This window comes from Komagataeibacter medellinensis NBRC 3288, assembly GCF_000182745.2.
Taxonomy (GTDB): domain Bacteria; phylum Pseudomonadota; class Alphaproteobacteria; order Acetobacterales; family Acetobacteraceae; genus Komagataeibacter; species Komagataeibacter medellinensis.
Genome location: NC_016027.1, coordinates 1,952,918 through 1,978,811, shown reverse-complemented (window position 1 = coordinate 1,978,811; position 25,894 = coordinate 1,952,918). Strand labels below are relative to the sequence as shown.

Sequence of the window (25,894 nt, the reverse complement as noted above, 5' to 3'; positions counted from 1 at the left end):
AGGTATGTTGCCTTCATGTCGCGGGCACGGGGCCTGCGGTTTCCTCCCGCCCCGTTTCGGCCATGGTGCCCGCCTGCCCGGCGGGCTGGCGGAAATAGTAGGACTCCGCGATCCTGATCGGCAGCAGGTCCATGAAGCGCGATCCGGCCGCCAGCCACCATGGGAAGGAAATGCGCCGCTTCCCGCGCGCCACCCCATTAAGGATGGCCTGCACGGCGTCGCCCGTCTGGGTCAGGCCGGGCATGGGAAAGCGGTTCTGCGTGGTCATGGGGGTTGCCACAAAGCCGCAGGTCACACTGGACAGGGCAATGCCCGCGCGCGCCATGTTGCCGCCTGTCGCCACGATAAAGCGGTCCACCGCTGCCTTGGACGCGCAGTAAGAAGGCGTGCCGGGAAACGAGACCAGCCCTGCGACCGAGGCCATGGCGCAGATGCGCCCCCGCATCCCGTCCGCCCCGCGCGGCTGGCGCAGCATGACATGCAGGGCGGGCAGCACCGTGTTCAACACGCCATCGACGTTGGTGGCGAACATGCGGCGGATCTGGTCATCGGGTTCGTAAGGCGCTTTCTCCCCCCCGCGCGTGGAGGCGGTAATGCCCGCGCAGGCGAATACAAGGTCAAGCGGCCCTGCGGTGGATATCCACGTTTCCATTCCCGCCTGTTCGCGCACGTCCTGTACCCGCACGCGGACATCAGCACCCCGGGCAATGCACTGTGCCGCCACGTCGCGCAGGTTGCCTGTATTGCGCCCGCCAAGGTGGAGTGTGCGCCCTGGCCGGGCAAGGGCAAGGGCAAGTCCGCGCCCGATCCCGGACGAGGCACCTGTAATGAGTATCGAATCCTGTTTCATATTCGCAGATTACATCCACCCTGTTAGAACTGCGCTAGCCCGTTTGCGCCCCCGGTCTGCACCTGGGGGGACGCCACGACCAAGGAGAGCCGCATGAGCCCGACATCCATCCCCCCCCGTAATCCAGCCACCCCGCCGGTCCGGCGCAGGGGGGTCTGTCTGGTTATTTCAGCCCCGTCCGGTGCAGGCAAGTCCACCATCGCCAACGCGTTGCGCGCGTCCGAACCGCAGTTGCTGCATTCCGTATCGATCACCACCCGCCAGCCCCGTCCTGGTGAGAGCGATGGCATCCATTACCATTTCCGCAGTATGGAAGAGTTCGAGCGCATGGCGCAGGCGGGCGAGATGCTGGAATGGGCCACCGTGTTCGGTCGTGGTTATGGCACCCCCCGCGCCCCGGTGGAGCAGGCTCTGGCGGAAGGCCGTGACATGGTATTCGATATTGACTGGCAGGGCCACCGGCAGATCCGCGCGGCCTTGCCCGATGATGTGATCAGCCTGTTTGTCCTGCCACCTTCCATCGCGGAGCTGGAGCGTCGCCTGACCGGCCGTGCGTCGGATGAGGCCGATGAGATCGCGCGCCGCATGCAGGCCGCGCGCGACGAGATCTCGCATTGGAATGAATTCGATCACGTCATCATCAATTCCGAACTAGACCAGGCCATAGCCGAAGCCCGTGCCGTACTGGTCGCCGCCCGTCTGGAACGCCACCGGCAGGTTGGGCTTGCGGCCCTGGTGGCAGGATTCGGGGTCTGAACCACCAGTCTCCGGCGGGCGGGTACGCGCAGGGCGCATGGGGTGCATATAATATGGCAGTGGACAAGTCTGTCGCAATTATCGGATATGCAACGGTCGTGGCCTGAGGCCGCGTCTGCGCCACCTTATTCTCCGCCGGATTCCCATGCCCCGCCGTAGTACGCCCACTGCCCTTATGCCTTACTGGATGATCGCCCTGCTGGGGCTGCTTACGGCAATCGGCCCGCTGGCGACGGACATGTACCTGCCCGCCTTTCCCCTGATGGATCATGAACTGGCGGGCGGTTATGCCGGGGCCAGCCAGATTACGCTGGCGGCATGGTTTGCAGGTCTGGCGGTGGGGCAGTTCAGCCTTGGCCCCATTTCCGACCGGTTGGGGCGCAGGGTTCCGCTGCTGGGCGGGCTGGTCCTGTTCATTGCGGGTTCCATCGGGTGCGCGCTGGCTGGCGGGATCGGCCTGTTCTGCCTGTGCCGTTTCATTGCAGCACTGGGTGGTGCGGCCTGCGCGGTGGTGCCGCGCGCCATCGTGCGCGATGTGGCGACCGGTGCGCAGGGCGCGCGCATCATGTCGCAGCTGATGCTGGTCTTTGGCGTCATGCCCATTCTCGCCCCCTCGCTGGGCAGCCTTGTACTGTCGATCGGGCACTGGCGGTGGATTTTCTGGATCGCGGTGGGTTATGGCGCACTGGGGCTGGTGACGGTGCTGGCCACGCTGCGTGACACCATGCCGGTGGACCGGCGCATCGCTTTCTCGCTGGTGGGCATGATCGCCCGTTATGCAGGGCTGGTGCGTGAGCCGGTATTCATGTCCAGCGCGCTGGTCAACAGCTTCTCTTCCTTTGTCATGTTTGCCTACATCACTTCCGCCCCTATGGTGTTCGAGCACCTGCTGGGCTTTACACCGGGGCAGTTCGGGGCGTTTTTTGGCATGAATGCCGCCGTGTTCATCCTTGCGGCCCAGATCAATGCGCGCCTTGTGCACAGGATTGACCTGTCGCGGCTGGTCGATGGCGGGGTGGTGTGTGCGCTGGTGGCGGCGGTGGCGTGCCTTGTCCTGTCGCTTGCCGGGGTGGCGGGGGCCGCGCACCCGCTGCTGGTCTGCGTTCTGGTCATGTGCATCACCGGCTGCCTTGGCTTTATCGGGCCGAATGCCACGGTCATGGCCTTTACCCACCATGGCCACCAGGCGGGCAGTGCGTCGGCGCTTATGGGCACGATCCAGTTCTCGCTTGCTGCGGCCAGTGGCTTCATTCTGGGGCATGTACCCTTTCACAGCCCGACGCCGCTGGCCATGGTGATCACGGCGGGCGTGGTGTGCATGGTGGTGTGCAACATGTGGCGGCATGCATGCGACCGGCGCGCGGCCAGCCATGGCGTATCGTGACGGGACCGCAGAGCACATCATGCGCTTTCGCTTTGACGTGCGGCACGCTGCGCGCTAGGGCAGGAACATGTCCACGGTATGTGCTGCCCGGCGTGGCGAGCATCCCCCTGCGCAGGAGGCCTTGTGAACGGCGTTCTTGATTTTGTTGCCGGATTGGGCCGCGCGGTTCTGGATATTGTCCGCATGGCGGGAAAGGTGGCGCTTTTTGCCGCCGTCGCCCTGTCGCACGTGGTCCGTCCTCCCTTCTACTGGCGTATCCTATGGGGCACGCTGGTGGAGATCGGTTTCTTCTCCCTGCCTGTCGTGGCACTGACCGCCCTGTTTTCGGGCGGGGTAATCGCGTTGCAGTCCTATACCGGCTTTGCCCAGTACCATGCCCAGAACGCCATTGCCGGGATTGTCATCCTCGCTGTCACGCGTGAACTGGGGCCGGTGCTGGCAGGGCTGATGGTGGCGGGCCGGGTAGGGGCCGCCATGTCGGCCGAGATCGGAACCATGCGCGTGACCGACCAGATCGATGCGCTGACCACACTGTCCACCAACCCCATGAAATACCTGGTCACGCCCCGGCTAGTGGCGGGCACGCTGGCGCTGCCCTTCCTGGTTCTGGTGGCTGACATACTGGGCGTGCTGGGAGGCTTTACCGTATGCGTGATGAAGCTGGATTTCTCGCCTTCCGCCTACATTGCCGCCACCATCGCCTCGCTCAAGGTGATGGATGTGGCGGTGGGGCTGGTCAAGGCCGCGATCTTCGGGTTCCTGATCGCGCTGATGGGCTGCTACCACGGCTATAACAGTCGTGGCGGAGCCGAAGGGGTAGGGGCGGCCACCACGGCGGCTGTGGTTGCAGCTTCGATCCTGCTGCTGACGTTTGATTACCTCCTGACAGACGTGTTCTTTTCCCAATGAGCGATGCAACCTCCAAGATCCGTATTCGCGGCCTGAAGAAGGCGTTCGGCCCCAAGGTGGTGCTGGACGGGGTGGACCTTGATGTGATGGGTGGCACGTCATTCGTGGTCATTGGTGGTTCAGGTACCGGCAAGTCGGTGTTGCTACGCTGCATACTGGGGCTGATCACGCCTGATGCCGGTTCCATCGAGATTGATGGTGTGGACGTGACCACCCTGTCCACCCGCCAGCGCGAGCCGTATCTGGCGAAGATCGGCATGCTGTTCCAGAACGGCGCGCTGTTTGATAGCCTGAGCGTGTGGGAAAACGTGACTTTTGGCCTGACGGCGGCCGCCCGCATGGGTCATGGCCCGCGCCTGACGCGCGCGCAGGCGCAGGCGCGCGCGGCTGAACTGCTGGAGCAGGTAGGTATGGACCCCGCCGTGGGGGCTCTTTCACCTTCCGAACTGTCTGGCGGCATGCAGAAGCGCGTGGGTCTGGCGCGCGCCATTGCCGCCCGGCCGGAAATCCTGTTTTTCGATGAACCCACAACCGGTCTCGACCCCATCATGGGGGCCGTGATTGACGGGCTGATTGCCGATTGTGTGCGCAAGCTGGGCTCCACCGCCATTGCCATCACGCACGATATGGCTTCCGCCCAGCGCATAGGCGACCGGGTGGGCATGCTATACAAAGGTAGACTGATCTGGCAGGGGCAGCCGTCTACGCTGTTTGACAGTGGCAATCCCGTTGTGGACCAGTTCACTCATGGCCGCCGCGAAGGGCCGATCAAGGTGGATGTCCGTAGTTAACTGAGGCCTGTTTGGAATTGATTTTTCTAAAGGGCCGTGATGCGTTTCAAAATTGATATGGATCGCTTCATCCTGACGGATGCCCAATAGGCGAAAATGGAACCGCTATGCCTTGGCAAGAAGACGGATCGGGGATGCAGCGGGAAGGATAATCGCCTCTTTATCGAAGCGGTCTTATGGATAGCGCGGACCGGCAGTTCGTGGCGGGACCTGCCAACGTATTTCGGACATTGGAACCCGGTCTATTCCCGCTACAGTAACTGGATGAAAGCCGGTGTTTTCAAACGGCTTTCTGAAGCTGTCTCTGACGATGCCGACATGGATTATGCGATGATCGACAGCACGGTGATTCGGGTTCACCGCCACGGTCAGGGCGCAAAAGGGTGCCCCAAAGCCAGGCGACAGGACGCAGTGTGACAGGGTGGTCGACCAGGATCATCGCCATGACCGATGCCCTGGGCAATCTGGTCCGCTTTACGCTCATCTCCGGCCAGCATTATGACACGGTCGGCGTTGCACCCCTGCTCGGACCGGTGGATTCCGAGGGAATTCTTGCTGACAAAGCGTTTGACGTCCACTGGATCGTGGATGCCCTACACGCGCAAGGCGCCTGCGTGGTCATTCCCCAGCGCAAAAACCGCCTCGACAGGCGCTCCTTCGATTTCACCCGAGATCGGTGCCTCATGAGCAATCTGTTCCGCGATGATCTCTCGCAATTTCCGGGTAATACAGGGTCGCTGTATTATGATTGACGCCGACAGGTTCGGCGGTGCTCCGGGCGGGTGTGCCCGCAACGAAATGCTCCAGAAGGCGTTTTTGGGTGCTGACAGGCAGCCTACTGCGACGATGTGCTTTCATATGACATATCAAGTCTTTATTAGCTTACCTATGCCAGCCCCAAATTTTATTCCCTGATGATCAGGTAATAGTGGCAATCCGCAGCGTATTGGTGCTGCCCGCCACCCCAAAGGGCAAGCCCGCTACAATCACCACCGCATCGCCCACACCACCGTAGCCATCAGCCTTTATGATGGACAGCGCCTGGTCCACCACGCTTTCAATGGTGTGCACCGGTGTCTCCTGTCCGACCGAGACCGCCTGTACCCCCCACGCCACCGCCAGTCTGCGGGCGACTTCATCACTCGGCGCAAGGCCGAGGATGGTGCAGTCCGGCCGCTCGCGCGCAATGCGTAGCGCGGTCCGGCCCGAAAGCGTAAAGGCGGCCACGGCAGCCACATCTACCGTGGCTACGATCTGGCGGGCGGCGGCGGCAATCGCACCGGCCACGTTATGGTCCGCCTCGGGGCTGGAAGCATCAAGCTGGCGGCGCCAGACCTCGTCCTCCTCCACCCGGCGCACGATACGGTCCATGATCGCCACCGCCTCACGCGGGTAGGCACCCACCGCCGTCTCGGCTGAAAGCATGACCGCATCCGCGCCGTCGAACACTGCCGTCGCCACGTCCGATGCCTCGGCGCGGGTAGGGGTGGGGGCGTGAACCATGCTTTCCAGCATCTGGGTCGCCACCACCACCGGGCGGCCCAGCCTGCGGGCGGTGCGGATGATGCGCTTCTGCGCCAGCGGTACCTGCTCGGGTGGCAGTTCCACGCCCAGGTCGCCACGCGCCACCATGACCGCGTCAGACAGGGTGACAATCTCTTCCAGATTATCCATGGCCTGCGGTTTTTCGAGCTTGGTCATGATCCATGCCCGTCCGTCGGCCAACCTGCGCGCCTCACGCACGTCTTCGGGGCGCTGGACGAAGGACAGGCCGATATACTCGATGCCCAGATCCAGCGCGAAGGCCATATCCGCGCGGTCCTTGTCCGTCAGGGCGGGAATGGGCAGGATCACGTCGGGTACGTTCACGCCCTTGTGGTCTGACAGCACGCCGCCCAGCGTCACCTCCGTCAGCAGGAAGTCGGGGCCGCGTTCGCATACCTTCAGTGCCAGACGCCCATCATCGAGCAGTAGGGTGCTACCTTCCTGCGCTGCGGCAAGGATTTCACGATGCGGCAGGCAGGCCCGTGTCTCATTGCCGGGCGTGGGGTCAAGGTCGAGGCGGAAACGCGCCCCCGGTGTGAGTTGCACGCGCCCATTGGCAAACGTGCCCACCCGCAGCTTTGGCCCCTGCACATCGGCCAGGATGCCCAGCGGGCGACCCAGTTCGGCTTCCACATCACGGATCACGGCGTGGCGGGCGGCATGATCGTCATGCGTACCGTGGGAGAAATTGAGCCGGAACACATCCACCCCCGCCACCGCCAACGCGCGGATGGTGGCATGGTCGGAGGTGGCGGGGCCAAGAGTCGAGACAATCTTGGTCCGACGCATGGCGCGATAGGGTGTATCCGGCATTTTGTTCTCCCGTCTGTTCATATCATGCAACCTTCAGGAAGGTGATACGACCTCCTGCGGCAATAATCCCCATAGGGCGCTACGCTCCAGCCAGCCGCTGTACTGCTTGACCGACACCTTGCACCATGGCGTTCCCGCCGCGCACTGGCGGATCGTGCCCACAACACCCGGCCGCAACACAGCCACAACCGCCGATGTGGTGGAGGCATCCGCATGCAGCATAACCGCCCCCTTCACGCCCGCGGCTGCGGCCATATCCGCCACATGCCCGACAATTCGGGTATCGGCCCGCCCGATCACGTCGGTTTCCTTGGCAGTTGGCTGTCCGGCCTGCTGGGCGTCTCCTTCGGGCGGTAATCCCGGTATGACAAACGTGCGGGTTCCCACCAGGGTTGCCTGATGCACCCAGCCCTTCTGTCCGTCCGAATCCTCGACCAGACGCCAGACATCGAATTCCCGTTCAATTTTTACCGGCAGGCCCCGGCGGTGGTACACCCAGTCAATCGGGTAGCGCTGTCCCGGCCCGGTGCGCAGGTTGACCTCATCGGCACGGAAGGCAGCAAAGCGTGGCAGCGGCAGTCCGGTCACACTGCCCTTGGTATTGTCCACCGGCGCGGGCGGCACGCCATCCGCTGTTGCGGGCGGGCGGGCGGAAGCGGGCTGTGAGGCTGCCGTTGCGGCCACACCAGCGCCCGCTGCCACAGCCGCCGCCGCCACCGCATGGTGGTGATGGGCCACGGTCGCGGTTTTTCCCTTTTCCCGTTCCCTGGCACCATGCACATGAGCATGGCCCAGGCTGCTCTTGGCATCTGCCGCAGCATGCGTGGCCCTGGTCTTTGCATGCGCTGCCGTATGGTGGTGACGGGCTGCCGTCGGGGTGGCGGCATGGGCCACGCCGCCCCACACAAGCAATGCCACCGCGCAGGCTGCCAGAGATGACGACCCGCGCCGGGCGGGGGTGCGGGACGGCACACCGGCCTGTCGCGCAAGGAGTTCATGCCGCACGCACTGCGCCATCGTGTTCTTCAATCCTTACAGGGTTATGATCTGCCGCCCCTGGGCAGCTTCAAGAAAGGTGGGGATACCCGCCACCTGCACGCCATCAAGCAACTGGTCGGGTGAAAGGTCGCACAATCGTAGGGCAGCATCACAGACCATCAGGGTTGCGTCCAGTTCCACAACTGCATCGCGCAGGGTGTCCATACCCGCAACACCCCGTGCGCGCACCTGCGCGTCATCGCCCGCATCATGCAACCCGCGCCAGTCACGCGCCAGTGCATGCACCCCGCGACCGGCAGCAAACATGAGGACAGGCCGCCCGATAGCCAGCGCCCCCGCCGCCATGACAAAGGCATAATGCGCCCGCGCATAGGCGCCATCATAGAGCAGTATGGCAAGCGCCCCCCCGGCGTGGTCCGCCGTCATGACGGGGCCCCCGCAGGTACCTGGCAACCGTTTCCAACCGGTCCGTGATGGGCCGACAGGTCATGAATGGTGCGGTGTGTACCACACAGCGCGCAGTCAGGATCTGGCGGCAGGGCAATGGTATGGAAACGCATGGCCAGTGCGTCCCATACCAGCAGGCGGCCTGCAAGGCTTTCGCCAATACCAAGAATTTCCTTCAGCGCCTCGGTGGCCTGCAGGGTGCCCATTACCCCGGTTACGGCACCAAACACCCCGGCTTCCGCGCAGGAGGGTACGGTGCCCGCGGGCGGGGCCTCGGGATAGAGGCAACGGTAGCACGGCCCGCCAGGGCGGAAGGTGGAAAGCTGCCCCTCAAAGCGCAGCACGGCAGCGGATATCAGGGTGCGGCCTTCCAGCGCGCAGGCATCGGCCACAAGGTAACGGGTAGCGAAATTGTCAGAGCCATCGCACACCAGATCGTAAGCACGTACCAGCGCGCGAGCATTTTCCGCCGTAAGGCGAATGTTATGACAATCAACCCGCGTGCCTGGATTGAGCGCGCGCAGGGCAGTGGCTGCCGATTCGACCTTGGGCTGGCCAACCCGATCGGTCACATGGGCGATCTGGCGCTGCAGGTTGGACAGGTCAACCACGTCATCATCCACCAATCCGATCTGTCCCACCCCCCCCGCTGCCAGGTAGAGGGCAACGGGAGAGCCGAGCCCACCGGCGCCAACCACCAGAACACGGGCATTTTTCAGGGCCTGCTGGCCGGTGCCACCCACCTCGGGCAGCAGGATGTGGCGCGCGTAGCGCTGGATCTCTTCCTCAGAAAAATTCATCCTGCTTTCCTGCCCTGTCCCTGTTGCCCATGCGGGACGGATATACTGTGTCACTGTGGGGCTACAGCGGGAAGCAATAGGCTATATATCACTATTACGTGATAATTCCTGACCTCAATCATGAAACCAATGCATGCCGGATATGTTTCCAGTATAGTCTATCTCAAGCGTGAAGCCCATTGAGGGGGGGAGTATAATTCTAATGTCATATTTTTCCCGCATGGAAATTCCTGCCGGTCTTGCCGCATTGCGCCGCCAGCAGGCACGCTGGGTCTGCGCGGGTACGCTGGCCGCAGCTGGCACGCTTTATGCGGCCTCCCCCGTCTGCACGCTATGGTCCATTACCTCGGCCGTTCGCAGTCATGACATGGGCAGCCTGAACACCTGCCTGAAATGGGAATCGGTACGCAGCGGGCTGAAAAACCAGGTGGTGGACAGCCTGATCGGCCCGCCACATGCCGATGATGAACTGCCGGAATTCGGCTCGTCCTTCGCATCATCCGCCGTTTCCAACGCCATTGATGAGGAAGTGCGTCCCGACAAGCTGGGCACGCTGGTGGACCACCTGATGCCGACCCCGCAGCCCGGCGCGCATGTTGGCCTGTATGCCATGCTGCGCGGCGTGCACATGCACTTCACCCATCCAGGCGTGTTTGAGGCGAGCATGGTGATGCCGGGGCACGAGAATGAAACGCCCCTGCGGCTGCAGATGCGCATCCATGCCTTCCAATGGAAGATCCACCACATCGACCTGCCGACCCCGCGCTCCCACCCGCTGGTGGAGGCATCGGCCGGCCCGGTGCCACAACCGCTGACCCGGCCTTAAGGCACGGCGGGTCTTTACACCCGCCGCGCCACTAGACCGGTCATTTCGGTGCGGGCAGGTCTTCTTCAAGAACGGTCATGTGGACGGCGTAGGACACTTCGCCTTCATCCTCGTCACGATGGACGGTACCGACCACCTCACCATTGACTGCCAGTTCAACGGACAGCCCGGCGCGCGGTGGTGCATTAACCGTAAGGCCCGGTGAACCCAGCAGACGACGCAGGCAGACCTGAAGGCGCGAAATTTCGGAAGAGGACATGGCAGTCATGAAACGTCAGTTCTCCACAATGGCAGGACCCGCCAGAAATACGATCAGGGCCAGACATGGCCCCCTGGTTAACGCGCGTGGCCGGTCCGGTCAGGATCGCGCGGTTGCCCTATCCGTTACCGGGCATCGGGGCAGGCTATAGGCACATGTCACCACACCTGCAACCGCGTGCCCATGATTTTCCCCACTCGCGCCGCGCCAGCGCCACGATTGACCTGTTTCATTGACCATACCGCAACACCAGTAAGAAGGGAGAACAAAGACCATGCACTTACGATCTTTTCCCCGGCTGATGCTGCTTGTAGCCCTGCTTGCGCCTCCCGTGGGGCTGACAGCTCTTGCCGCCAGCCTGCCCCCCGCCGGGGCTCCGACCGAAGCGGGCATGGGCATGCGCGCGCGCGCCCTGGCCCGCCAGATCCACGAGGACGGCCCGGAGACGACGGTCCACGCGCTGGATACCAGCAAATCCTGGCCCCAACTACGTCGTGCGGTGGCAGCGGGATGGGATGGGTGGGTCACTCTCGTGCCTGAACTGATCGCCCATGTGGATGACCCCACCGCGCGCAGCCTGCGCACGGCCTTGCGGCAGGCCCTGCCGCGCAACCCGCATGCCGTTCTGTCGGTAGTGGACCCCGGTAACGGGCCGCTACTGGGCGCAGGCGCTCTATGCACACCCCATGGCATGTCCACCCGCTGGCGGACCAGCAGCATCCGCGCCATCAGCATGGTGCATGACATCCACCTGACCCATCAGGTGGCTGACTGTACGGCTGCACTCTCATTATCCGGCAGCACTGCTACTGGAAGGGCAGATAGCGGAACGTGACGTAAATGGTGTTCCCCCCCGTGGTGGGGTCCGTGCCATCGCCGCCCTTATAGGCGAATTTGCGCAGGTACGTGTACTGCACGCCCGTCATTACCGCGCCATAGCCCCCCTGCAGCACATGCCACCAGCCGCCCACTGTCAGATCGGCAATGGTGTGGGTCTGGGCATCGCAGCTACCACCGCTGATCTGTTCGACATTGCAGCTTGCCAGTGCCAGATCATTCACACCATAACCGTACTGGTAGCCATCCGTGCCGGTATAACTGCGCCGCCCCGCACTTTCCACGCCGCCATACAGGTAGACCAGCAAGTTGGGCGTGGGATGGCCGATCAGCCCCATGCTGCCAATGATCTCGGGAATGGGAGCGGGCGTGCCATTGGCCTTGAACGTGGCATCGGGCAGCATGGCGGGACCGTAACGGCCAATGCCCTGGCCTGCCAGCACGTTACCAGTAAACTGCAGGTAGCGCGGAATGACATGCACCGTCACATCCCCCCCCACGCCCCCTGCAAAGGACACACGTTCGCGGATGGGGCTGCCTGGTACGGATGACTGCGACATCGCCTTGAACCACCGCGCGAGACCATAAATCTCGTAATGGGCGGGCTTGGTATCCAGCGCGCCCTTGAGCACGATATCGGGGGCGACATCCATGCTGTATTTTGCATTGGGGTTGAGCATGCCGGAACCGGCATTGCCGTACAGCAGAGTCGTGCCAGAGGATGCCAGCGTGTCCCCGCCGCTCAGCATCTGGTGGTCACCCGCGCTGCCTGATGTGGCATAGGCCACCTGCGGTGCCTCAAATGACAGCCCCAGCCACCATTTGCGCCCGAAATCCTTGATGAAGCGGATCTGCGGCACGCGGGTGAACACGATGCCGGGGATCTGGTTGTTATCGACCACCGGCGGCAGCTGTTCATGGCGTGACAGCAGGCCCTGCGTGTAGCCTGTAGTCAGGCTCCATGCCTGCCCCGCCAGGACGTGGAAGCCCCATTTGGTATTGCTGTAGGTCATGTACGCCTGCCGGATACGCGGCGTGTAGCTGTTGGTCTGGTAGCTGTTGGCGGTACCGGCAGCGCCCCCGAAATCAGTCTCGATATAACCCGACAGCGTCTCGTCCTTGGTGGGCGAGCCCTGCAACAGCACGCTCAGGCGCGTCAGCTGCGCGGAGGGACGGTACTCACCCGTATGGGCATTGGGGCTATTGGCATAGGGAAAGCTGCCCCAGCTGGTGGCGGGGCCGCTGGTCAGGTTCTTGCTGCGGTAGATGTTAGAAAAGTCGATGAACCCGCCCAACCTTACCGATACGCCGCCAATGCGAAAGACAGGCGGCAGGCTGTCCACGCCGGTCTGGGTAATGGCCAGCGGGCTGGAGGAATCAAGGTCGAGCTTGGCCTGGGCGGGAATAATCGCCTCGGTCATGGTGTTTTCGGCTGCTGCCGCCGCCTGCGCATCATCCGACATGGCGGGACCGCCAATAGTCAGCTGCGAGAGGTCCGGCATAGCGCTGATCTGGCCTGACGGTGCGCTGTAGACAGCACGCCCCCCCGTATGCGGACCCGAGCGCAAGGTACGGCCCGCCACCACGTTCTGGCTGCCCCGGCTCATGCCGTGATGGGCTTCAAGCTGCTCGACCTTGGCTTCCAGCCGCCGCATTTCGGCATGGATGGCGCGGATCTCGGCCATGTCGTCCGCCTGGGCGGGTGATGCCACCAACCCACCCAGCATGGCGACCATACTCCCCAGCAACAGACCCGGCCGCGCTGGCCGACCTGCATGGCAGGCATCTGCATGGCGGCCGGGATGGCCCTTTTTACAACAGCAATCCATCAGTCTGGCGCGCCTGCCCCTGTATACCGGGTTAACAAAACAAGAATCCGACAATATCTACCGCCAGCCCGCATGGACAGGACCGACAGAGCGCTGCGTACCGCATGGCAACAGAAATATAGGAACAGATTCCACCCTATATAGGAAAAACGTTTAGCTGCCATGCATTGAACAGTCTCATGTACGGCATATATTCGCATGATTATATTTATAACACACCATTTCTTCCTGTAATTCAAGACCTCTACATGTGCCAGTAAGGGAGTATACGCCATGACTGCAACCCGGCCACCGGATACCCCGCCCCCCACGGACCGACCGCTTGCCGGGCTCCCCCACCCCGATCATCCGCTACACTGGAAACTGTATGGCTGCGAGATGGTGGCCACCATGGTGCTCATGCTGTGTGGCATCGTGTCGGTCACGGTGCTGACCGCGCCCTATACCCCGGTCGGGCGCGCGCTTGCCACGCATCCCGAGATCCAGACCATGCTGTGCGGCGTGTTCTTCGGTCTGGCGGGAACGGTAGCCGCTTACACGCCATTCGGGCGTGTAAGCGGGGCGCATGTCAGCCCCTCCGTCTCGCTGGCGTTCAGCCTTGCGGGAAAACTGGCGGGCATGGACCTGTGTGGGTATGTGGCCGCCCAGATGGTGGGAGCCTGCCTTGCGGCCCTGCTGCTGGCAGGTCTGGGCCATGTGCTGCCCATATGGGGGGATATGGCGCGAGCCGCGACATTTGCCGCTACAGTGCCGTTTTCCGGTGTTGCAGTCATCTGGCCATTGGTAACGGAAATGGTGCTGACCTGCCTGTTGGTCATCATGCTGTATGCGCTGGCTGCCCATCCGGTGCTGAAATGGTTCACACCGTGGGCGGGCGGCGTGTTTTTCGGCCTGTGCAACCCGGTTTCGGCATGGCTGTCGGGCAACAGCTCCAACCTGGCCCGCAGTTTTGGCCCCGCACTGGTAGCGGGACAGTGGGAATCGTTCTGGATCTATGCGTTGGGACCATTTATGGGGGCGGCACTGGCAGTCTTGCTGCTGCGCTCGCGCCTGCTGGGCCGGATCGAGGTAGAAGAAGCCCGTCTGGTCAATTTCGGCCACCATGGTCGTGTTCCTTCCCTTCTCCACCCCGGTCGGCACGCGTCTAATCACGATTGAGTAGCGTGATTAAAAAATACGCTACTTGCAATCAACGAGAATTATTCCCAATATCGTCTTACTGAAAAACGAATCGGGCACCTGCCCGGTTCGCAGGCGTTCTCAGGGCGGGGCGAAATTCCCCACCGGCGGTGATTGCACCCTTTTGCAAGGGGCATAAGTCCGCGAGCGCCCGGCCCCCTCTGGGGCCGGGGTCAAGCAGATCCGGTGTGATTCCGGAACCGACGGTTACAGTCCGGATGAAAGAGAACGGAAACTATGGCCAGCCTTCCCTTCAAGGAAGGCGGGAAGATGGTTTTACGCGCCCTGAGTCCGTCCGGATGGATGGAGAAGTGTGTTTTGGATGCGTTGCCACAGGCCACCAGTGCCATGACTGGCCCCGACCTTCCCCCCGCTATCGCGCATGGTTTTCGTGCCGCGGTGAACGAGGCTGCCCGCCATGTGGGTGCCACGGCACCCAACCCGCCGGTCGGCTGCACGCTGCTGGACCGTGATGGCGCCATCCTTGCCACTGGCGGCCACCATCGCGCTGGCACCCCGCACGCCGAAATACAGGCCATAAACCAGTGCCGCGCGCGCGGCCTGCTGGATCGTGCCCATACCGCCATCGTCACCCTGGAACCATGCAACCATACCGGTCGCACCGGCCCGTGTTCGTACGCGCTGGCGGCCACCCCGGTGCGTAATGTGTGGATCGGGCTGCGGGACCCCAACCCCCATGTTGCGGGTGGCGGGGCAGATTACCTGCGCGACCATGGGCGGCGGGTGCATGTGCTCCAGCCTACCGGCCCGCAGGCTGCCGCGCGCGACCTGTGCAGCAGCCTGCTGGCCCCTTTTGCCCATTTCACCCGCACCGGCCAGCCGTGGATCACGGTCAAGCAGGCGGTGGACGCCACGGGGGCCATGCTGCCACCGCCGGGGCGCACCACGTTCACCTCCGCCGCCTCGCTCGATCTGGCGCACCGCCTACGCCGCGCAACCGATGCGGTGATTACCGCAGGCGGCACCGTGCGCGCCGACCGGCCGGGGCTGGACGTGCGCCGCGTGCCCGACCACGCAGGCCGCGCGCCCCGTATCCTTGCCATCTGCACCCGTACGGGGGAGGTGGATGAAGCCTACCTGGATGCTGCCCGCAGCCGTGGCTTTGACGTACGCCTGTGCACCGATCTCGCCGCCCTGCCCGATCTGCTGGGCCGCGCAGGCGTGACCTGGGCAATGGTGGAAGCGGGTCCCGCCCTGCTGGCCGAACTGGATGCCCGCAGCATGTGGCATGACTGGCTGACCATTACCGCAGGTGCCGATGGCGTGGACCACTACAACATCCGCGTGCGCGGGGGGGATGTGACACCGCTCCACCTGCTGCCCGAATTTTCTGCCGTGAAGGAGTAAGCATGTTTTCTGGCATCATCGAGCACCAGGGACACGTCAGCGCCGCGCGGCGGCTTGACCGTGACCTGGACATTACCGTGGCGACCGGCATTCCCGACCTGAGCCTGGGCGAAAGCATTGCCGTCAATGGCGTGTGCCTGACGGTCACGTCGTTTGACGCGGCGGGGAACGCCACCTTCTTCATCAGTTCGGAAACGCTGGACCGTACGGCGCTGGGCCGGATCGGGGCAGGGCATACCGTCAACCTCGAACGTGCGGTCACACCCGCCACCCGCCTGTCGGGCCATATCGTGCAGGGGCATGTGGATGGCACCGGCCACCTGCTGGCGGTGGAACCGGCAGGCGAGGCCCGCCACATCACCTTTTCCATTCCTGCCCGGCTGCGCCGCTATCTGGTGGAAAAAGGGTCGATCACGATCGATGGCATCAGCCTGACGCTAAACGCCGTAGGTGAACCGGGCGCGGAGGGGTGTACGCCCGATGCGTTCCGCATCGCCCTCATGATCATTCCCCATACATGGGAACACACGACACTTGGTGCCCTGAAGGCAGGAGACGCAGTGAACATCGAAGTCGATGTTATTGCCAAATATGTGGAGAGCGTATGTCAGTATCGTTGATGCCCCCGGCACTGGCGCAGGCCATAGAGACCATCCGCCGGGGCGGGATGATCATCCTTGTGGATGACGAGGACCGCGAGAACGAAGGCGACCTGGTAATGGCCGCCGAACTCATGACGCCACAGGCCATGAACTTCATGGTCACCCACGCACGCGGGCTGGTGTGTATGCCCATGTCACCTGCGCGGATCACCCAGCTCAACCTGCCCATGATGACACAGGTGAACACCTGCCCGCGTGGTACGGCGTTCACCGTCTCCATTGAGGCGCGCGAAGGTGTGACCACCGGCATTTCGGCCGCCGACCGCGCCGAAACCGTGTTGGTGGCGGCCGCGCCCGATGCAAAGCCCGCAGACCTGGTCTCACCGGGGCATATCTTCCCGCTACGCGCGGTGCCCGGCGGCACGGTGGTACGGCCCGGCCATACCGAAGCCTCGGTTGATCTGGCGCGTATGGCGGGGCTGATCCCGGCCGCCGTGATCTGCGAGATCATGAACGAGGACGGCACGATGGCGCGCATGGATGATCTGCGCCCCTATGCCAAGCGCCACGGGCTGCAGATCCTGTCGATTGCCGAACTGGCGCGCTGGCTGAAGGACAATCCGATCACGGACGGCGCGAACGCCCAACCAGCGGTGGAGATGGTCGCGTGCGCCCACCTGCCCAGCCGCTTTGGCGGGCCGGACATGATGATCCATGCCTTCCGTGCCCCAGACGGAACGGAACATGTGGCCATGGTCAAGGGCCAGCCGGGCAGGCCCGGCACCGTGCCATTGGTGCGCCTGCATTCCGAATGCGTGACAGGCGATGCGCTGGGTTCGCTGCGGTGTGACTGCGGCGCGCAGCTACAGAGCGCGCTGGAGCAGATTGGCCGGGCGGAATCCGGCGTGCTGGTCTATGTGCGCGGGCATGAAGGCCGTGGCATCGGGCTGGCCAACAAGATCCGCGCCTATGCGCTGCAGGATGAAGGGCTGGATACGGTGGATGCCAACCATCGGCTGGGTTTCGAGACCGATGCACGCGACTGGCAGGCGGCTGCCGCCATCCTGCGCGCGCTGGGGGTAGAACGGCTCGACCTGCTGACCAATAACCCTGATAAGGTGCGCGCCCTGAATAAACATGGCTTTGACGTGCGCGAGCGCATGACGCTTGCAATCGCACCCAACCCCTTCAACCGCGCCTATCTGGAAGCCAAGCGCACCCGGATGGGTCATGCCCTGTGCGCGCCGGCAACGGCGGACACGCACTGAATTTATAATAATTCAAAGACGGAAAAAGCCTGACATGAGCACCAACATCCCTTCCACGCCCGCCCGGCTTGAGTTTGCCCACCCGCCGCGCCTTGCCATCGTGGTCAGCCGCTTCAACGAGGACGTGACCCACGGCCTGCGCGATGGTGCGGTGGCATGGCTGGGCGAGCATGACATTGCCATGCGCGCCGAAGACATCCTGTACGCACCCGGTGCGTACGAACTGCCGCTGCTGGCCCAGACACTGGCACGCACGGGGCGGTATGATGGCGTGGTCTGCCTTGGCTGCGTGATCAAGGGGGATACGGCACATTTCGAGTTCATCAGCCTTGGTGCCACGATCGGGTTGCAGCAGGCGGCACTCAATACCGAAGTGCCGATCGCCTTTGGCGTGCTGACCACCTACACTGATGAGCAGGCCGTGGTCCGCTCACGCGATGACGTGCACAACAAGGGCCGCGAGGCGGTTGCCGCCTGTGTTGAAAGTATCGCATTGCTTCATAAAATCAGAGGCTGTTAAAATACGACAGGCCCATGCGAAACGGCTGAAAACAGTCCTCTCATGGTCCTGTAGGGACAGCAATGGGGATGGCGGATGCGGCAGTTCACCTTTATCGCCGGGACATTCGGTATCGGCCTTGCGGTCTGGATGCTGGCACGCTTCGGCCTGCATGATATTCTGGGCCTGGTCGCGGCTGGGGGATGGAGCATTCCTGCCATCATCGCGTTCCATGCCACACAGGTCTGTGCGTCCGCCCAGGCATGGCGGCTTCTGGCCCAGACCGGGCGCGCGCCCCTTGCCTTTACCGATTTCTTTGTCCTGCGCTGCGCGCGTGAAGGGATCAACAACCTGCTGCCCGTAGCCCAGGTAGGCGGCGAGGTGATTACCACCCGCCTGCTGGCCCGGCGCGAGGGGCTGGGCATCAGGCGCGCAGCGGCTTCCACGATATGCGACCTGACCATCGAACTGCTCAGTCAGGTCACCTTTACCCTGATCGGGCTGGGGTTGCTGTTCTGCCTCGTCAACCGCTCTCCCCTTACCGATGAACTTATGGAAAGTGCCGGGGCCGCCATTGCGCTGGGTGCGGTCTTTCTGGGCAGTCAGTACCTGGGTGCCGTTTCAGTGGTGGAAAAGCTGCTGGTACGCATTGCCGCCCATCTGGGATGGGACGGGGTAGAAGACATCCGTGGTCTGCATGACGAGATCCTGACACTATACCGTACGCACGAGAATTCGCTGCGCGCGGGGGCGATGCAACTGCTGGGCTGGTCGCTTGGCACGTTCGAGGTTTTCGTGGTCCTGCACGCCATGAGGCACCCGCTTTCCCTTGCTGACAGTTTTGTGATCGAAAGCGTGGGCCAGGCTGCGAAGTCGGCGGGATTTGCCGTACCGGGTGCTCTTGGCGTGTCGGAAGGGGGGTATGTCATCATCGGCGGGCTGTTCGGGCTGTCCCCGCAGGCAGGCATCGCGCTCTCGCTCATCAAGCGTCTGCGCGAGATTGCATGGGGGCTGCCCTCGCTCGTGGCATGGCAGGTGATGGAAATGCGCTGGGTACGCCCAGATCCTGCCACCGCCAAGGAAATACACATGACCGGTCGGTCATGATGTGATGACGGGCCGCGCGGTACAGAGTGTAATAAAGAACCACCTTGCATAGGGGCCACATCATGGGCCAAACCGGGCTTCTTCACCGACTGCCGCGCTCCATGCGGCACGGCGTGGGTTTCTGAAGGGCTGAATACTCGTCATGCTATCGGTACCGCTTGGGCGTCTTGTCGCTTTCTGTTCCCGTCATGCCATTGCGGTCGTGGTGGCCTTTGCGCTCCTGATCACGGGGGCGACCTATGCCAGCTATGCGCTGCTTGGTGTCACAACCGATACGGACCAGATGTTCTCGTCCTCGCTGGACTGGAAGAAACGCTCCGAAGAGATGGGTCGCCTGTTCCCCCAGAAGCAGGACCAGCTTGTTGCCGTAATCGACGCCGCCCTGCCCGAGGAAGCCCAGCAGACCGCGCTGGCGCTGGCGGCAAGGCTGCGCGATGACCACACCCATTTCAATTACGTCACCACACCGCAGACCGATCCCTACCTTGTGCGCAACGGGCTGATGTTCCTTGACCCCAAGGCACTGGAGCGCGTGCTCAACACCACCATCACCGCTCAGCCCTTCCTGAGCGAACTGGCCGCCGACCCATCGGGGCGTGGGCTGTTCGATGCGCTGAACCTGATCGCGCTGGGCATAAACCAGGGGCAGGCCGACCTTGGCCCCTTCCGCCCGGCGCTGGACGGTTTTGCCACCACGCTGGAGCATGCCGTGTCCAGCACGCCCGAACCCCTTTCGTGGGAGCGGCTGCTGGCGGGAGATCTGGCCGACCTTGGGGGCAAGTTCCAGTTTGTCGTGACCCAGCCCAAGCTAGATTATGATTCCTTCCAGCCCGGCGGTGCCGCGGCCGATGCGATCCGCGAAGCCGCCAATGCTCTGCCCTTTGTCAAAAGCGGGCGGGCACATGTCCATATAACGGGTGACACCCAGATCGCGGACGAGGAATTCGCCACCGTGGCCGAGGGCATGGTGGCAGGGCTGCTCGGCTCTCTGGTTCTGGTCTCGTTGTGGCTGGTCCTTGCCGTGCATACGTGGCGGGTAATCGTGCCCATCATCATCACACTGGTCTCGGGCCTGCTGCTGACCACGGGCTTCGCGGCCATTGTGGTGGGCAAGCTGAACCTGATCTCAGTGGCGTTCGCCATCCTGTTCGTTGGTATCGCAGTGGATTTTGCCATCCAGTTTTCGGTCCGCTTTCGCGCGCAGGCGCTGCCCGACGGGTCGGCGCCGGGCATTGTGCAGGCGCTGGAGCAGACAGGTAACGAGACCGGCCACCAGATTCTTGTTGCCGCCATGGCGACATCGGCGGGCTTCCTGGCCTTTACGCCCACCGCCTTTGTCGGCGTGGCCCAACTTGGGCTGATCGCGGGCTTTGGCATGGTGTTTGCATTCCTGTGCACGCTTACGCTGCTGCCTGCCCTGCTGCGGCTGTTCCGCCCCACGGCGGGGCATGGCACAATCGGCTTTGGCTGGGCACGCCCGGTGGATAAGGCCATCCGCCACCACCGCAAGCCCATACTGGCGGCATTTGTCGCGGTTGCGCTGGTGGGCGTGGCGCTGGTGCCGCGCCTGACCTTCGATGCCGACCCGCTGCATACCAAGAACCCGAAATCCGAAGGTATGGTCACGCTGGGCATGCTGATGTCCGAACCACAGTATTCGCCCTATACAGTGGATATCCTGATGCCCGGCCTGGATCAGGCCGCCGCCATGTCGGACAAGGTTTCCGCCCTGCCGATGGTGCATGACGCGCTGTGGCTCGGCTCCCTCGTGCCGGCCGACCAGAAGACCAAGCTGCCGCTGATACAGGATGCCGCCAGCATTATGCTGCCCACCCTGATCGTACCTAACCCCAAACCGGCACCGGATGCGGCCGAACTGAAGGCCGCCGCCGCCAAGACCGCGGCTGCACTGGGCGGCGTACTGGACAAGCTGCCCGCAGGCGACCCGCTGCGGCGTATCCAGTCCGCCCTTGCCCATCTGTCCCAGACGGATGACAAGCGTATCCTGGCCACCAATGAAGCACTGGTGCGCTTCCTGCCCATGCAGCTCGACATGCTGCGCGACATGTTGCAGGTCAAGCCGGTCAGCATTACCGACGTGCCGCAGCAACTGGCACGGGACTACCTGCTGCCTGACGGTCGCGCGCTGGTCGAGGTGCACCCGACAAAAGAGATGAAGGGCAACCACGCGCTGCATATCTATGTCAGCGAGATCCAGAAGATTGCCCCGATGGCCGCGGGTTCCGCCATCGACATCGTGCAGAGTGCCGCAACAATGGTGCACGCCTTTGTCACGGCGGCGGCGGCGGCCATTGTCATGATCGCCATCATTCTGGCCGTCGCCCTGCGCAGGCTGCTTGATACGGCGCTGGTGCTTGCCCCCCTGCTGCTCTCGGCACTGATGACGGTCATCCTGATCATCGTGGTGCCCGAGCAGCTGAACTTCGCCAACATCATCGCACTCCCCCTGCTGCTGGGGGTGGGTGTGTCGTTCAACATCTACTTCGTCATGAACTGGCGGGCGGGCATCACCTCGCCGCTGTCCAGCCCGACGGCGCGCGCGGTGCTGTTCTCGGCGCTGACCACGGGCACGGCGTTCGGCTCGCTGGCGGCATCGCACCATCCGGGCACAGCCAGTATGGGCCGCCTGCTACTGCTCTCGCTGGCCTGCACGCTGGTGGCGACGCTGGTCTTTGTGCCCGCCCTGCTGCCCAAGCGCGCGATCGACAAGGAATGACGCCCCCTAACAGGGAAGACAAAAAAGGCCGCATCCCGATGGGGGCGGCCTTTTTTCATGGAAAAATTTTTGGGTGCCGCCATTTTTCAAAAAGGCGGTATTCTTTCAAAGCTTTTTGAAAAAAGCTTCACCAAAAACTTTTATCCTTTTATTCGCTTTCTGCGCTGGTCTTGAACCAGACCTCGACCGGACCTGTGACCTTCATGGTCATCGGGTTGCCAAAGCGGTCCGTGGCACGCCCCACCGCCAGGCGCACCCAGCCTTCGCTGATGCAGTATTCCTCGACATTGGTTTTCTCAACGCCCTTGAAGCGCACGCCAATGCCGCGATCAAGCAGGGACTCGTTATAAAAGGCGCTGGCGGGATTGACGGACAGACGGTCCGGCGGGGTATCGGTCATGGCTTGTCTTTTTTCCGTATGCTGAACGTGAAACGCTGTCTGACATAGCGACAATGCCGTTAGTCTCCAACACCCTGACCTACATCTTCTTCCACCACGCGGATTACCGCCTGCCCACGGGTGATGTCGGTAATGCGGGTGCGGACCTCCGCCTCTCGTATCGTGGGCAGAGCAACATGCATGCCGACACCTGCCGCACCAAAATCCTCGCCCACGATCTGGCAGTCCATGCTTTCCAGCCGCGCACGCAGCAGGGCATGTTCGGAAAAACCGCAGGTAAAGGTCAGATCCACCATGTCCACGATCGGGACGCGGGGGGCAGTACGCAGGCATTCCGCCGCCGTGCCGCCATAGGCACGCACCAGACCGCCCACCCCCAGCTTGGTGCCGCCAAACCACCGCGTAACCACGACTACGGTGCGGTCGAAACCCTGCCCCTCGATCACCTGCAGGATGGGGCGGCCCGCCGTGCCGCCGGGTTCCCCCGCATCATCACTGCGATAGGTCTGGCCGATCAGGTAGGCCCAGCAGTTATGGGTGGCGTCGGGATCGCTGACGGAGGCTATGAATTCCATGGCTTCCGTCGGGGTGGAAACGGGGGCTGCCTGTGCCAGAAATATACTTTTCTTTATGTCGCGCTCCAGCATTACGGGTTCACGCAGCATGAAGCGTTCGGGCGCGCTCACGCCTCGGCCTCCTCCATTCCGGCCGTGAACAGGCTGACAAGATCTCCCAGATGGCCGATTTCCTGTATGCCCAGACCGTCCGGGGCCGTGGGCTTACGGTTACCGCGTGCGATACGACGCGGCAGGAAAGCGTGCTCGAAGCCCAGCTTGTGGGCTTCCTTAAGCCGTGTATCAGGTTGCGAGACCTGACGGATCTCGCCTGACAGGCCAACCTCGCCAAAATAGACCGAACCGGCACTGGTGGGCTGACCGGTTGCGGCGGACACAAGGGCCGCGGCCACGGCCATGTCGGCCGCAGGCTCCCCAACGCGCAGGCCGCCTGCGATATTGAGATGGACATCCATGGCGTTGAGCTTGATGCCACAGCGGGCTTCCAGCACGGCCAGCAGCATGTTCAGCCGCCCGGTATCCCACCCCACGACCGCACGCCGCGCCCCGCCATCCCCTGCCTTGGGGGAAAGCAGGGCCTGCACTTCCAGCAGCACGGGGCGCGTACCCTCCATGCCCGCGAACACGGCAGAGCCCGCGATATGCCCGCGCCGTTCGGCCAGGAACAGGGCGGAAGGATTGGGCACTTCCTCCAACCCCTGATCGGTCATGGCGAACACGCCGATTTCGTCAGTTGCGCCAAAGCGGTTCTTGGCCGCGCGCAGGATACGGAACTGGTGCCCGCGATCGCCTTCAAAATACATGACCGCATCAACCATGTGTTCCAGCACGCGCGGGCCTGCCAGTGCGCCTTCCTTGGTCACGTGGCCCACAAGGATCAGGCTGAAGCCGCGCTGCTTGGCCAGGCGGATCAGTTCAAACGCACAGGCGCGGACCTGGCTTACGGTGCCGGGTGCGCTTTCCACCGTTTCCATCCACATGGTCTGGATCGAGTCGATCACGACCAGCGCCAGATCCTTTTCCGCATCCAGTGTTGCGGCAATATCGGCCACGTTGATAGCGGCGGCGAGTTCCAGCGTGGGCGCTTCCAGCCCCAGCCTGCGGGCACGCAGGCGGATCTGGTCCACCGCTTCCTCGCCCGAAATGTACATGACCTTGCGCCCGGCACGCGCCAGCGCACACGCACCCTGCAGTAGCAACGTGGACTTGCCGATACCAGGATCCCCCCCCACCAGCACGACCGATGCTGGCACAAGCCCACCGCCCAGTACGCGATCAAGTTCACCGATACAGGTTTCAATGCGTGGTGGCGGCGGCGTATCCCCGCCAAGGCCCACAAGATTGATCCGCGCGCCGGTGCGCCTGCGGGCATTGGTACCGCCGGTTGCGGTGGGTTCGACCGTTTCCTCGACAATACTGTTCCACGCACCACAGGCATCGCACCGGCCCGACCACTTGGAAAACACCGCCCCGCAGGACTGACAGACAAAACGGTTAGCGGGCCGACGCGCCATGATGGCTCCTTGGACAAGAACAGATCGTGTATATCACATATATGGAACAACCGGCCGCTTAGCCAAACGGAGAAAAGTTTTTGGTGAAGATTTTTTCAAAAAGCTTTGAAAGAACGCCGCTTTTTGAAAAAAGGGGGCACCCAGAAACTGTTTACTTTAATATTTATCCGGGCCTGTTGGGAATTATCTTGAATTGATGACTGCGCTAACGAGAGAGATCATGGCTGCGCATGATCTGTCAGTCTTCTCGCTTCGCATGGCGATGCGGCTGAACTCCTTGAGCTTGCAGAAGACGTTCTTGATGAGATGGCGTGCTTTGAACAGGGCGCCATCGAAGGGGCGCCTGTCGATGCGGTTTTTGCGCTGGGGAATAACCACGCAGGTGCCTTGCGCGTGTAGGGCGTCCACGATCCAGTGGACGTCAAACGCCTTGTCAGCAAGAATTCCCTCGAAATCCACCGGTCCGCGCTATCCATAAGACCGCTTCGATAAAGAGGCGATTATCCTTCCCGCTGCATCCCCGATCCGTCTTCTTGCCAAGGCATAGCGGTTCCATTTTCGCCCATTGGGCATCGGTCAGGATGAAGCGATCCATCTCAACTTTGAAACGCATTGCGGCCCTTTAGAAAACCCGATTCCAAACAGGCCTCAAAAAGCTGCACCAAAAACTTCTTTTCGTTTTCAGGCCTGACGATTCTCGATCAGGCTGCGCCGGATGGCGCGGCCGCGCTGGATGCGGCTTACGATCACATCCTCATTACCGGTGCGGATGGCGTCCCCCATGGCCTGCGCATCTGCAATGAAGCGGTCGAGCATGTCCAGCAGCGCCTCGCGGTTGTTGAGAAAGATGTCGCGCCACATGGTGGGGTCCGACGCTGCGATGCGCGTGAAGTCCCGAAAGCCCGATGCCGCGAAGTCCAGCACTTCCGATCGGGTTTCATCCGCCAGGTCATCCGCCGTCCCGCATATGGTGAAAGCCAGCAGATGCGGCAGGTGGCTTACGATTGCGCATACCCGGTCATGGTGTTCCACCGTCATGTCGCGCACGCGGGCACCCATCATCTCCCACAGGGTGGTGATGCGGGCGATGGCGGGGGCCGGGGTACTGGCCGGTGGGGTCAGCAGGCACCACCTGTCCTCGAACAGGGTGGCGAAACCGGCATCGGGGCCGGAGAATTCCGTGCCCGCCATGGGGTGTGCGGGGATGAAGGCAATATCGGGATACTGCGCCAGCAGCGGCTGCATCGCTTCCATGACCGTGATCTTGACCGATCCCACCTCGCTCAGGATGGCGCCGGGTTTCATGGTCGGCATGACCTGTGCCGCGACCATGGCAATCGCACCCACCGGCACGCATATGATCACGCAGTCCGCATCACGCGCAGCCGTGGCGGGGTCGGCCTCCACTGCGTCGGCAATGCCCAGTTCGGCCACGCGGGCGCGCACTTCAGGGTTGATGTCGCACGCCACCAGCCTGCGTGCGATGCGCCGGTCTTCCATCGCGCGCCGCAGGATGGATGAGCCGATCAGGCCAGGGCCGATAACGGCCAGTGTATCAAACAGGGGGTAAGACTGGTCCGTCATGGCGCGGTGGTCTGTC

29 protein-coding genes and 1 riboswitch are annotated in these 25,894 nt (G+C 62.9%); of the genes, 16 read left to right on the top strand and 13 right to left on the bottom strand.

What is annotated here, in order from left to right:
• Positions 1-13: 13 nt before the first annotated feature.
• Entirely contained in the window at positions 14-850 is an 837-nt protein-coding gene (locus tag GLX_RS09245) for an SDR family NAD(P)-dependent oxidoreductase (RefSeq protein WP_014105706.1), read from the bottom strand.
• A 93-nt stretch (positions 851-943) separates the two neighbouring features.
• On the opposite strand from GLX_RS09245, the gene gmk reads away from it, so the two are divergent.
• From gmk to GLX_RS09215, 6 genes are all read left to right on the top strand, one after another.
• Complete coding sequence (gmk, locus tag GLX_RS09240) at positions 944-1,606, top strand: guanylate kinase (protein WP_014105705.1); 663 nt, start codon at positions 944-946, stop codon at positions 1,604-1,606.
• A 145-nt stretch (positions 1,607-1,751) separates the two neighbouring features.
• Positions 1,752-2,990: a multidrug effflux MFS transporter gene (locus GLX_RS09235; RefSeq protein ID WP_014105704.1), complete on the top strand. Its 1,239-nt coding sequence runs from the start codon at positions 1,752-1,754 to the stop codon at positions 2,988-2,990.
• A gap of 123 nt (positions 2,991-3,113) precedes the next feature.
• Positions 3,114-3,899 (top strand): MlaE family ABC transporter permease, encoded by a 786-nt coding sequence (locus tag GLX_RS09230; protein ID WP_041247321.1) that lies wholly within the window; start codon positions 3,114-3,116, stop codon positions 3,897-3,899.
• On the top strand, positions 3,896-4,690 hold the full coding sequence (locus GLX_RS09225) for an ABC transporter ATP-binding protein (RefSeq protein WP_014105702.1): 795 nt from the start codon (positions 3,896-3,898) through the stop codon (positions 4,688-4,690). Before GLX_RS09230 ends, GLX_RS09225 begins: the two co-directional genes overlap by 4 nt.
• Positions 4,691-4,786: 96 nt before the next feature.
• Positions 4,787-5,107, top strand: coding sequence for an IS5/IS1182 family transposase (locus tag GLX_RS09220; RefSeq protein WP_014105701.1), 321 nt, complete (start codon positions 4,787-4,789; stop codon positions 5,105-5,107).
• Between the two features lie 26 nt (positions 5,108-5,133).
• The gene (locus GLX_RS09215) at positions 5,134-5,442 is read left to right on the top strand and encodes a transposase (protein ID WP_148268574.1); all 309 of its coding nucleotides are present in this window, start codon (positions 5,134-5,136) and stop codon (positions 5,440-5,442) included.
• A gap of 166 nt (positions 5,443-5,608) precedes the next feature.
• Here GLX_RS09215 and pyk read toward each other — a convergent pair whose 3' ends face one another.
• Genes pyk through GLX_RS09195 form a run of 4 tightly spaced genes read right to left on the bottom strand, consistent with a single transcriptional unit; the run spans position 5,609 to position 9,294 of the window.
• On the bottom strand, positions 5,609-7,048 hold the full coding sequence (pyk, locus tag GLX_RS09210; RefSeq protein WP_041247320.1) for a pyruvate kinase: 1,440 nt from the start codon (positions 7,046-7,048) through the stop codon (positions 5,609-5,611).
• A gap of 33 nt (positions 7,049-7,081) precedes the next feature.
• A complete protein-coding gene (locus tag GLX_RS09205; protein ID WP_014105698.1) occupies positions 7,082-8,065 on the bottom strand; it encodes an SH3 domain-containing protein in 984 nt (327 codons plus the stop codon).
• 15 nt (positions 8,066-8,080) lie between these two features.
• Entirely contained in the window at positions 8,081-8,473 is a 393-nt protein-coding gene (locus GLX_RS09200; RefSeq protein ID WP_014105697.1) for a DsrE family protein, read from the bottom strand.
• Entirely contained in the window at positions 8,470-9,294 is an 825-nt protein-coding gene (locus tag GLX_RS09195; protein WP_014105696.1) for a HesA/MoeB/ThiF family protein, read from the bottom strand. The genes GLX_RS09200 and GLX_RS09195 overlap by 4 nt, the downstream gene beginning before the upstream one ends.
• 202 nt (positions 9,295-9,496) lie before the next feature.
• Between GLX_RS09195 and GLX_RS09190 the strand changes: the two genes are divergently transcribed.
• Positions 9,497-10,120 (top strand): DUF2939 domain-containing protein, encoded by a 624-nt coding sequence (locus GLX_RS09190; RefSeq protein WP_014105695.1) that lies wholly within the window; start codon positions 9,497-9,499, stop codon positions 10,118-10,120.
• Between the two features lie 40 nt (positions 10,121-10,160).
• Here the strand turns inward: GLX_RS09190 and GLX_RS09185 are convergent, their stop codons facing one another.
• On the bottom strand, positions 10,161-10,388 hold the full coding sequence (locus tag GLX_RS09185; protein ID WP_014105694.1) for a DUF3126 family protein: 228 nt from the start codon (positions 10,386-10,388) through the stop codon (positions 10,161-10,163).
• A 56-nt stretch (positions 10,389-10,444) separates the two neighbouring features.
• Here GLX_RS09185 and GLX_RS18465 point away from each other — a divergent pair, with 56 nt between their 5' ends.
• The gene (locus GLX_RS18465) at positions 10,445-10,615 is read left to right on the top strand and encodes a hypothetical protein (RefSeq protein ID WP_153469213.1); all 171 of its coding nucleotides are present in this window, start codon (positions 10,445-10,447) and stop codon (positions 10,613-10,615) included.
• Between the two features lie 38 nt (positions 10,616-10,653).
• On the top strand, positions 10,654-11,214 hold the full coding sequence (locus tag GLX_RS09180; protein ID WP_014105693.1) for a hypothetical protein: 561 nt from the start codon (positions 10,654-10,656) through the stop codon (positions 11,212-11,214).
• On the opposite strand, the gene GLX_RS09175 is transcribed toward GLX_RS09180, so the two are convergent.
• Positions 11,186-12,943 (bottom strand): hypothetical protein, encoded by a 1,758-nt coding sequence (locus GLX_RS09175; protein WP_231850316.1) that lies wholly within the window; start codon positions 12,941-12,943, stop codon positions 11,186-11,188. The two genes, GLX_RS09180 and GLX_RS09175, sit on opposite strands and share 29 nt — an antisense overlap.
• A 375-nt stretch (positions 12,944-13,318) precedes the next feature.
• Here GLX_RS09175 and GLX_RS09170 point away from each other — a divergent pair, with 375 nt between their 5' ends.
• The 7 genes from GLX_RS09170 (at position 13,319) to GLX_RS09140 (ending at position 21,805) form a co-directional block, all read left to right on the top strand.
• Positions 13,319-14,203, top strand: a complete 885-nt coding sequence (locus GLX_RS09170; protein ID WP_014105691.1) for an MIP/aquaporin family protein — start codon at positions 13,319-13,321, stop codon at positions 14,201-14,203.
• 94 nt (positions 14,204-14,297) lie between these two features.
• A riboswitch (FMN riboswitch) is annotated at positions 14,298-14,458 on the top strand.
• Positions 14,459-14,572: 114 nt separating this feature from the next.
• The gene (gene ribD, locus GLX_RS09165; RefSeq protein WP_041247771.1) at positions 14,573-15,592 is read left to right on the top strand and encodes a bifunctional diaminohydroxyphosphoribosylaminopyrimidine deaminase/5-amino-6-(5-phosphoribosylamino)uracil reductase RibD; all 1,020 of its coding nucleotides are present in this window, start codon (positions 14,573-14,575) and stop codon (positions 15,590-15,592) included.
• A 2-nt stretch (positions 15,593-15,594) separates the two neighbouring features.
• Positions 15,595-16,212, top strand: a complete 618-nt coding sequence (locus tag GLX_RS09160; protein WP_014105689.1) for a riboflavin synthase — start codon at positions 15,595-15,597, stop codon at positions 16,210-16,212.
• Entirely contained in the window at positions 16,212-17,462 is a 1,251-nt protein-coding gene (locus tag GLX_RS09155) for a bifunctional 3,4-dihydroxy-2-butanone-4-phosphate synthase/GTP cyclohydrolase II (protein ID WP_014105688.1), read from the top strand. Before GLX_RS09160 ends, GLX_RS09155 begins: the two co-directional genes overlap by 1 nt.
• 34 nt (positions 17,463-17,496) lie before the next feature.
• The gene (gene ribH / locus GLX_RS09150; protein WP_014105687.1) at positions 17,497-17,982 is read left to right on the top strand and encodes a 6,7-dimethyl-8-ribityllumazine synthase; all 486 of its coding nucleotides are present in this window, start codon (positions 17,497-17,499) and stop codon (positions 17,980-17,982) included.
• Positions 17,983-18,057: 75 nt separating this feature from the next.
• Entirely contained in the window at positions 18,058-19,068 is a 1,011-nt protein-coding gene (locus GLX_RS09145; protein WP_014105686.1) for a lysylphosphatidylglycerol synthase domain-containing protein, read from the top strand.
• 142 nt (positions 19,069-19,210) lie between these two features.
• A complete protein-coding gene (locus GLX_RS09140) occupies positions 19,211-21,805 on the top strand; it encodes an MMPL family transporter (RefSeq protein ID WP_014105685.1) in 2,595 nt (864 codons plus the stop codon).
• 148 nt (positions 21,806-21,953) lie between these two features.
• On the opposite strand, the gene GLX_RS09135 is transcribed toward GLX_RS09140, so the two are convergent.
• The 6 genes from GLX_RS09135 to GLX_RS09115 form a co-directional block, all read right to left on the bottom strand.
• Positions 21,954-22,205: a DUF3297 family protein gene (locus tag GLX_RS09135; protein WP_014105684.1), complete on the bottom strand. Its 252-nt coding sequence runs from the start codon at positions 22,203-22,205 to the stop codon at positions 21,954-21,956.
• Between the two features lie 59 nt (positions 22,206-22,264).
• On the bottom strand, positions 22,265-22,891 hold the full coding sequence (locus tag GLX_RS09130) for an IMPACT family protein (RefSeq protein ID WP_041247317.1): 627 nt from the start codon (positions 22,889-22,891) through the stop codon (positions 22,265-22,267).
• A complete protein-coding gene (gene radA, locus GLX_RS09125; protein WP_014105682.1) occupies positions 22,888-24,294 on the bottom strand; it encodes a DNA repair protein RadA in 1,407 nt (468 codons plus the stop codon). Before radA ends, GLX_RS09130 begins: the two co-directional genes overlap by 4 nt.
• Positions 24,295-24,477: 183 nt before the next feature.
• Positions 24,478-24,753, bottom strand: coding sequence for a transposase (locus tag GLX_RS09120; protein ID WP_014105681.1), 276 nt, complete (start codon positions 24,751-24,753; stop codon positions 24,478-24,480).
• Complete coding sequence (locus tag GLX_RS19350) at positions 24,728-24,850, bottom strand: hypothetical protein (RefSeq protein WP_407927268.1); 123 nt, start codon at positions 24,848-24,850, stop codon at positions 24,728-24,730. The genes GLX_RS09120 and GLX_RS19350 overlap by 26 nt, the downstream gene beginning before the upstream one ends.
• Before the next feature lie 125 nt (positions 24,851-24,975).
• A complete protein-coding gene (locus tag GLX_RS09115; protein ID WP_014105680.1) occupies positions 24,976-25,878 on the bottom strand; it encodes a prephenate dehydrogenase/arogenate dehydrogenase family protein in 903 nt (300 codons plus the stop codon).
• Positions 25,879-25,894 lie beyond the last annotated feature (16 nt).